Annotated in this window: 4 protein-coding genes; 3 read left to right on the top strand and 1 reads right to left on the bottom strand. The window is 71.1% G+C overall.

Annotated elements, in window-relative coordinates:
- The coding region (locus D7X32_RS41860) for a glycosyltransferase family 4 protein (RefSeq protein ID WP_120608100.1) at positions 1–1479 on the bottom strand (1479 nt) is incomplete at its 3' end.
- A gap of 177 nt (positions 1480–1656) precedes the next feature.
- Here D7X32_RS41860 and D7X32_RS41865 point away from each other — a divergent pair.
- The 3 genes from D7X32_RS41865 to D7X32_RS41875 all read left to right on the top strand — a co-directional run bounded on the left by D7X32_RS41865 (position 1657) and on the right by D7X32_RS41875 (position 7255).
- On the top strand, positions 1657–4035 hold the full coding sequence (locus D7X32_RS41865; protein ID WP_158625859.1) for a DUF4912 domain-containing protein: 2379 nt from the start codon (positions 1657–1659) through the stop codon (positions 4033–4035).
- Positions 4036–4061: 26 nt separating this feature from the next.
- On the top strand, positions 4062–5651 hold the full coding sequence (locus D7X32_RS41870; protein ID WP_120608098.1) for a glycoside hydrolase family 57 protein: 1590 nt from the start codon (positions 4062–4064) through the stop codon (positions 5649–5651).
- A gap of 101 nt (positions 5652–5752) precedes the next feature.
- Positions 5753–7255, top strand: coding sequence for a trypsin-like peptidase domain-containing protein (locus D7X32_RS41875; RefSeq protein WP_120608099.1), 1503 nt, complete (start codon positions 5753–5755; stop codon positions 7253–7255).
- Positions 7256–7367: the final 112 nt, after the last annotated feature.

The following is a 7367-nucleotide window of genomic DNA, read 5'->3' on the forward strand; positions in this document are numbered from 1 at the left end:
TTCCTTGTTCGCGGGGGCCGGGGCGGGCGCGCCGGACTCGCGGAGCGGCAGGCCCATGACCATGGGGACTTCGTCGGGCCGCATGTCCGGTTCGGTCTTGACCAGCCGCGTGTCCATCCCGTCGGAGTCCAGGGCCATGCCCATCACCACGGGCGGGTCCTCCGAGCCTTCCTTCGCGGGGGGCGCGGCGGCTTCGTCGGACGCGGCCTGGGCGGCGGGCTTCGCGGGCGGCTTGGGCACCGGCGCGGGCTTGGACGCCTCCGGCATGCCCAGGTTCGCGAGCCGGTTCGTGGGCGTGCCCGTCATCGTGACGTCGGGCGGCTCGCTGGCGGCCTCCACCGGGACGTGGCCCCGCTTCTCCAGGAGCGAGTCGTAGAGGTCCAGCAACTTGCCCCGGATGAGGCCCGCGTCCAGCACCTTCTCCGCGAACGCACGCCCGGCCCGGCCCAGCGCCACGCGGCGGGGCACGTCGCGCGCCAGGTCCAGGATGCGCTCGGAGAGGGCGCGGCTGTCGCCCGGGGGGAAGAAGACGGCCGCTTCCTTCGGAATCAGCTCGCGGGTGACGGGCAGGTCCGCGGCGATGACCGGCCGGCCGGCGGCCAGGTACTCGGAGACCTTGGCCAGCGGTCCACCCTGGAGCCGGTTGCGCTCCGAGTCGTCCAGCGGCAGCACCCCCACGTCCGCCAGCGCCAGCACCTTCACCAGGTCGTCGTGCGAGACGGGCGGCTGGAAGTCGACCTTCTCCTTGATACCCAGGTCGTTGACCAGGTCCTCGAGATGGGGCTTCCAGTCCGGGTGGTGCGCGCCCACCAGCGTCAGGCGCACGTCCACCTGCTGGGCCGCGAGCGCGGTGGCGCGCAGCAGGGTGGGCAGGCCCTGCCAGCCCACGTGGCTGCCCAGGTACATCATCCTGAGCGGAGAGCCGTCCGGGGCGCCGAGCACCTCCGGGTCGTACGGCTTCAGGTCCACCGGCGCGCGCAGCGTGCGCAGCTGGTCCTCCGCCGCGCCCAGCCCCTGGATGTACGCGCGCGTCGTCTGCGACCCGGTGACGACGAGGTCCGCGTTCATCAGGCAGAACAGCTCCTGGCGGCGGATCTTCGACAGGAAGCGGCGGTCCCCGTCCGTCTGCGGATGGGTGTAGCGCAGCTCCTGCGAGGGGAAGGTCTGCGCCTCATAGATGAGGCGGTAGCCGTAGTCCGCCTTCAGCTCGCAGAGCGCGTAGCCGCCGAAGGGGTCCGTGAAGTGGGCGAGGGCGTAGTCCTCGCTTTCCAGCTGCCGGCGCACGGCCCGTTCAAAGGACTGGATGCGCGACGCCAGGTCCCCGGAGCCTACCGGGACGCGGAGCAGCCGGGCGCCCTGGTACTTCTCGATATGGGAGTGGTCGGGCGTCTTCGCCGACAGCACCACCACGGAGAAGCGATCAGGCAACGCCTTCAGATACTCGGTCAGTCGGCGTGAGGAGCCAGACGGGCCGGGGATGACGTCAAAGCTGCACAGGAGAAGTCTGGGCAGGTCACTCAAGCGGTCGCAGGATACTTGGACACGGGTGAGGTGTCATCGGCCGTGACGGAAGATGAGCGGGGTCGGCGGAACAACACATCCCGTGACGGATGCGTTGACCCCCTGTATGCCGCGTCATAACGAGGCGAGGTGTCCATGGATGAGCGGAAGGGCGTCACCGTGAGCTACCTGCGGCAGCTGGCCCGGAAATACCTCCGGGACGGGGCTGGCGCGTCCCGCGGGCGGGAGATTGTCACCGCGCTGGCCGAGCGCATTCCCGCCCTGGGGCGGCTCGCGCGCATGGCCGGCCTGACGACGTCCCGGCGCGGCTCGGGTGACGTGGGCGGCGAGGAGCGCGTGCTGGATTCCGGCCGGGCGGATTCCCGTCCCGTCCCTGGCCCGGCCCCCGAGACCGTGCCCCTGCCGCCGCCCGAGAGCCCCGCCGCATCACAGCCACGGGAACTTTCCGAGGAGCCCATCACCGAGCCCAGTGGTGGCCCCAAGACGCGGCCCGCACGGGTGGTGACGTTCCACGCCCGAGGCAAGGCGCGGCGCGACCCGGACGACGAGGACACGCTGCCCCTGGCGCCCGATGCGCCGACGCCGCGGCCGTCGAGCGCTCCCTCGGAGGACGTGCCCGCCGCCGCGAAGCCCGCGCCTGCCGCCTCCGAGCCGCCGCATGCCGCCGAGCCCCTGGTGGAGGGGTTCTTCGTGACGAAGATGGCGGGGGAGAAGGAAGCGCGCCGCCACCACCTCCTGGAGGAGCAGGCGCCGCGCCTGCCTCCCGCGGACGCGTCGCCGGAGCGGGACGAGCGCCTGGCGATGCTGCCCCTGGACTACCAGGACGACGCGATGGTGCTGCTCGCGAGGGATCCGCACACGCTCTTCGTCTTCTGGGACTTCAGCGACGCGAGCCGGAACCGGGCGTTGGACGACCTGCCGTCGCCGCGCGCGGTGATGAAGGTGTTCGACGGCGAGGGCGTGTCGCGCGAGGTGGACTTCGCGCTGGAGTCGCGCAGCTTCTATCTGCAGGGCATGACGCCCGGGCGCACGTACCGGGTGGAGGCGCACTTCGTCGGTTCGGATGGACGGTCGCGCCGCATCGGACATTCGTCCAATCGGGCCACGCTGCCGCCCTCGGGCCCGTCGACGGACACGTCCATCCGCTTCCTGCGCATGCCGCCTCCGCCCGTGGTGGACCGGCTGCGCGCGGCGGCCGTGCCCGCGGCGGTGTCCGCACGCGTCCCCCGGGTGGAGGAGCGCGAGTACGTGACCTGGCGCCGGGTGCAGCTGCCGGGCAGCGCCGGGGTGGTGGACGTGCCGGAGGTCCACCGCGAGCGCGACGAGACCTATTATGTCGATGCGCCGCGAGTCCCGGGCGCTTCGGATCAGCGCTACGCGGAAGAGGCTTATCTGGAGAGCGCGCCGCGTGCGCCGGGGGCTTCGGACCAGCGTTACGCGCGCATCGGGGAGGCAACGCTCGGTGAGGGCGCGGTGCTGGCGCCCGGGGCCTCGGATCAGCGCTACCTGTCCGTGGAGCGGGCGCCGGGCGCTTCGGACCAGCGCTACGGGCAGGGTGGGAACGCGCGCTATCTGGAGGTGCCACGTGCTCCGGGCGCTTCGGATCAGCGGTACGGGCAGACGCTGCTTCCGGGCGGCGTGTCGGAGTACCGCTATCTGGAGGTGCAGCGGGCACCGGGCGCTTCGGAGCAGCGGTACGTAGAAGGCGCGGCAGGGCAGGGGTATCTGGAAGTACCGCGTGCCCCGGGTGCTTCGGACCAGCGCTACCTGAGCGTGGCTCGGGAAGCGGGCGCTTCGGAGCAGCAGTACCTGACGGTGCCTCGGGCCGCGGGCGCTTCGGATCAGCGCTACCTGTCCGTGGATCGCGCGACGGGGGCTTCGGATCAGCAGTACCTCACCGTGCCCCGGGCGGCGGGCGCTTCGGATCAGCGCTACCTGTCCGTGGATCGTGCGACGGGTGCTTCGGATCTGCAGCCCCTCACGGTTCCGCGAGCGGCCGAGGCTTCAGGCGCTCGCTATCTGGAGGATGCGCTCGCGCAGCTGGCCGCACCTTCATCACAGGGTGAGGTGCTGGAAGCTCGGGATCTGCCCCTGTCGCGTCCCGGCGCCGTGGCGACCGCGACTCCCGTGGGTGCCCAGGCTTCGGTCTCCTCTGGGACTCCTGCTCCGGACGCGTGGCGGCCCTCGGAACCCGAGCCTCCCAAGGACCCGTGGGCCTTGAGCGTGGCGCGGGGCCCCACCGCTTCCGAACAGCGCGCGCTCGACAGGGCCCGCGAGACCGCCGAGGCAGCTCGAAAGGACGTGCCGGCCTCCGTGCCCCCGAGCCCCGCGCCCGCGAAGGCCGAGGCGCCCGCCGCTCCGGCCCCTGCTCCCGCCGCTCCTGCCTCCAAGGTGGAGACCCCGGCGGTTCAGGGCGCCGCTCCTCCGGCGGCGGCCAAGAACCCACCGGAGCCCAAGTCTCCGGGCTCCAAGTCGTCCTCCAAGTCCCGGCCTTCGCGCCGCGGACGGAAGTGAACCCGCACGGCCTCTCCGACCGACCTATGAGCCTGGGCTCCCTCGCGCTGGTCCTTCACGCGCACCTGCCGTTCGTCCGCCACCCCGAGTACGAAGACTTCCTCGAGGAAGACTGGCTCTACGAAGCCATCTCCGAGACGTACCTGCCGCTGTTGCGCGTGTTCGACACGCTGGTCGAGGACCGCGTCCCCTTCCGGGTGACGATGACGCTCTCGCCCACGCTCGTGTCGATGCTCAACGACGACCTCCTGCGTGAGCGCTACGCCCGGCGGTTGGACCTGCTGTGCGAGCTGGGCGCCCGCGAAGTCCACCGCACCCGCGACGACGCCACCTTCCACCCGCTGGCCGTCTTCCACCGAGACCACTTCGAATCGCTGCGCCTCGCGTACCACAACCACTACAAGCGCGACCTCGTGGCCGCGTTCCGCAGGCTCCAGGACTCCGGCCACCTGGACATCCTCACCTGCAACGCGACCCACGGCTTCCTGCCGCTCATGCAGCAGACGCCAGAGGCCGTGCGCGCCCAGGTCACGGTGGCGGCGAACCACTACCGCCAGAACTTCGGCCGCGACCCCGCCGGCATCTGGCTGGCCGAGTGCGGCTACTACCCGGGCCTGGAGCGCATCCTCTCCGCCGAGCGCATCCGCTACTTCTTCGTGGACACGCACGCGCTCACGGACGCCACGCCCCGCCCGCTGCACGGCCCCTACGCGCCCATCTTCACCGAGCCCGGCGTCGCCGCCTTCGCGCGCGACCCGGAGAGCAGCCAGCAGGTCTGGAGCACCGAGCACGGCTACCCCGGCGACCCCATCTACCGCGAGTTCTACCGGGACATCGGCTGGGACTTGGACCTGGACTACATCCGGCCCTTCATCCAGCCCACCGGCGACCGCAAGAACACCGGCTTCAAGTACTTCCGCATCACCGGCAAGACGAACGACAAGCAGCCCTACAACCCGGCCGCCGCCCGCGAGCGCGCCTGGGTCCACGCGGGCAACTTCCTCTTCAACCGCGAGCGCCAGTTCGAATACCTCGCGTCGCGCATGGGAGGCCGCAAGCCCGTGGTCGTCGCGCCCTACGACGCGGAGCTCTTCGGCCACTGGTGGTTCGAGGGTCCCCACTTCATCGACGCGCTCATCCGCCAGGCCGCGCGAAACCCCAGCCGCTTCCAGCTCATCAGCCCGCTGGACGACCTGCGCGAGCACGCGGAGAACCAGGTGGCCACTCCGCCCATGTCGTCCTGGGGCGCGGGTGGCTACGCGAACATGTGGCTGGACGGGACCAACGACTGGATCTACCGGCACCTCAACCACGCCGCGCGGCAGATGGTGGAGCTGGCCCGGGACTTCCCGGACGCGCCGTCCCTCAAGCGCCGGGCGCTGAACCAGGCCGCGCGGGAGCTGCTGCTCGCGCAGTCCTCCGACTGGGCCTTCATCATGAAGACCGGCACCATGGTGGACTACGCCGTGCGCCGCACGAAGGAGCACCTGCAGCGCTTCCTGCGCCTGCACGACCAGGTGCGCGCCGGCACCATCGACGAGCCGTGGCTTTCCCATGTGGAGGCCCGCGACACCCTGTTCCCCGAGCTGGACTACCGCGTCTACCGGCCCGGTTGAGCGCCCCGGGAACAGGCGGCCGTGCCGGGGGTTCACCTTCCGTCACCGGGCGATGTCGTTCCGGTTGCGGGGCTTCGTTTCCGCTTTAGGTTGAGGAATCCATGACCCACACGCTCCCTTCGTTCCGTCGCAAGCTCGTGGCCGCCGTGCTGGTGGTGGTGTCACCCACGCTCGCCCTCGCGCAGGCCCCCGCCGCTCCCAAGCCGCCCGCGCCCCAGACGCAGCAGGCGGCCTCCGGTCAGGCCGGCAACCTCCAGCCCGCCACGCGTGAGGCCCAGTCGCTGGCCTCGCTGGCGCCGCTGGTGGAGTCGGTGAAGTCCGCCGTGGTGAACGTGGATGTGCAGGCCCGCCCCGAAGTGCCCGAGGGCATGGAGGACAACCCCCTCTTCGACAAGTTCTTCGGAGGCGGCAACGGACGGGGCCGCGGCCGCAGCGAGCGCGAGCAGATCCGCCAGGGCGCCGGGTCCGGCTTCATCATCGACCCCAAGGGCCTGGTGCTCACCAACAACCACGTCATCGAGGACGCGGTCACCATCACCATCCGCCTGGATGACGGCCGCTCGTTCACGGGCGAGGTGGTGGGTCGCGACCCGCTCACCGACGTGGCCGTAGTGAAGGTGAAGGAGAAGGTGGATCAGCTCCCCACGGTGAAGCTGGGGGACTCCGACGCCGTGCGCGTGGGCGACTGGGTGTTGGCCATCGGCAACCCGTTCGGCCTGGCCTCCAGCGTGAGCGTGGGCATCCTGTCCGCGCGCGCCCGTGAGATTGGCGCCAGCGTGTACGACGACTTCCTGCAGACGGACGCGGCCATCAACCCGGGCAACTCCGGCGGCCCGCTCTTCAACATGAAGGGCGAGGTGGTGGGCATCAACACCGCCATCGTCGGCGGCGGCACGGGCATCGGCTTCTCCGTGCCCAGCAACCTGATCAAGGCGCTGCTGCCGCAGCTGGAGAAGGAAGGCTCCGTCACGCGTGGCTGGCTGGGCGTGGGCATCCAGCCCCTCAATCGCGACCTGGCGCAGGCGCTGAAGCTGCCGGTGAGCGAAGGCGCCATCCTCACGCAGATCAACCCCGGCTCACCGGCGGCGAAGGCGGGCCTCAAGGCGGACGACGTGGTGGTGGCCGTGGACGGCAAGCAGGTGCGCTCCGACAGCGAGCTCACCCGCACCGTGGCGCTCAAGAAGCCCAACAGCGTCACGACGCTGAGCCTCTATCGCGACGGCAAGAAGCAGGACGTCAAGGTGACGATGGGCACCCGGCCGGACCTGGAGGGCCTGACCAAGAAGAAGCCGGAGGCCGCCGACGAGCAGGACAGCTCGCGCCGCGTGGGCGTGTCCCTGCAGGACCTGGATGCGCGCACCGCGTCCCAGGCGGGCTTCACCGAGCGCGCCGGCGCGCTCATCACCGACATCATCCCTGGCTCGCCCGCGGACCGTGCGCAGCTGGCCCCGGGCATGCTGGTGGTGGAGGCGAACCGCAAGCCCATCGCCAGCGCGAAGGAACTGGCCGCCGCCATCCGCGCCGCGCCCAAGGGCAGCACGTTGCTGCTGCGCGTGGCCGGTCCCGGCGGCGGGCGCCTGCTGCGCGCGCTGACCGTTCCCTGATGTCGAAGCAGGACCGCGGTTCACGAAGGCCTGGACGGATGGGCACGGGGGTGGACGAACGTCGATGAGCGTCAACTACGTCTCGTTGGGTGACAGCACGGCGGTGGGGGTG

The sequence above is a fragment of the Corallococcus carmarthensis genome, from assembly GCF_003611695.1.
GTDB classification, from domain to species: Bacteria; Myxococcota; Myxococcia; order Myxococcales; family Myxococcaceae; genus Corallococcus; species Corallococcus carmarthensis.

Bases quoted from the DNA above. Each gene is read 5' to 3' on its own strand.
- D7X32_RS41865 (WP_158625859.1), top strand. From the start codon at position 1,657: ATGGATGAGCGGAAGGGCGTCACCGTGAGCTACCTGCGGCAGCTGGCC.
- D7X32_RS41875 (WP_120608099.1), top strand. From the start codon at position 5,753: ATGACCCACACGCTCCCTTCGTTCCGTCGCAAGCTCGTGGCCGCCGTG.
- D7X32_RS41870 (WP_120608098.1), top strand. From the start codon at position 4,062: ATGAGCCTGGGCTCCCTCGCGCTGGTCCTTCACGCGCACCTGCCGTTC.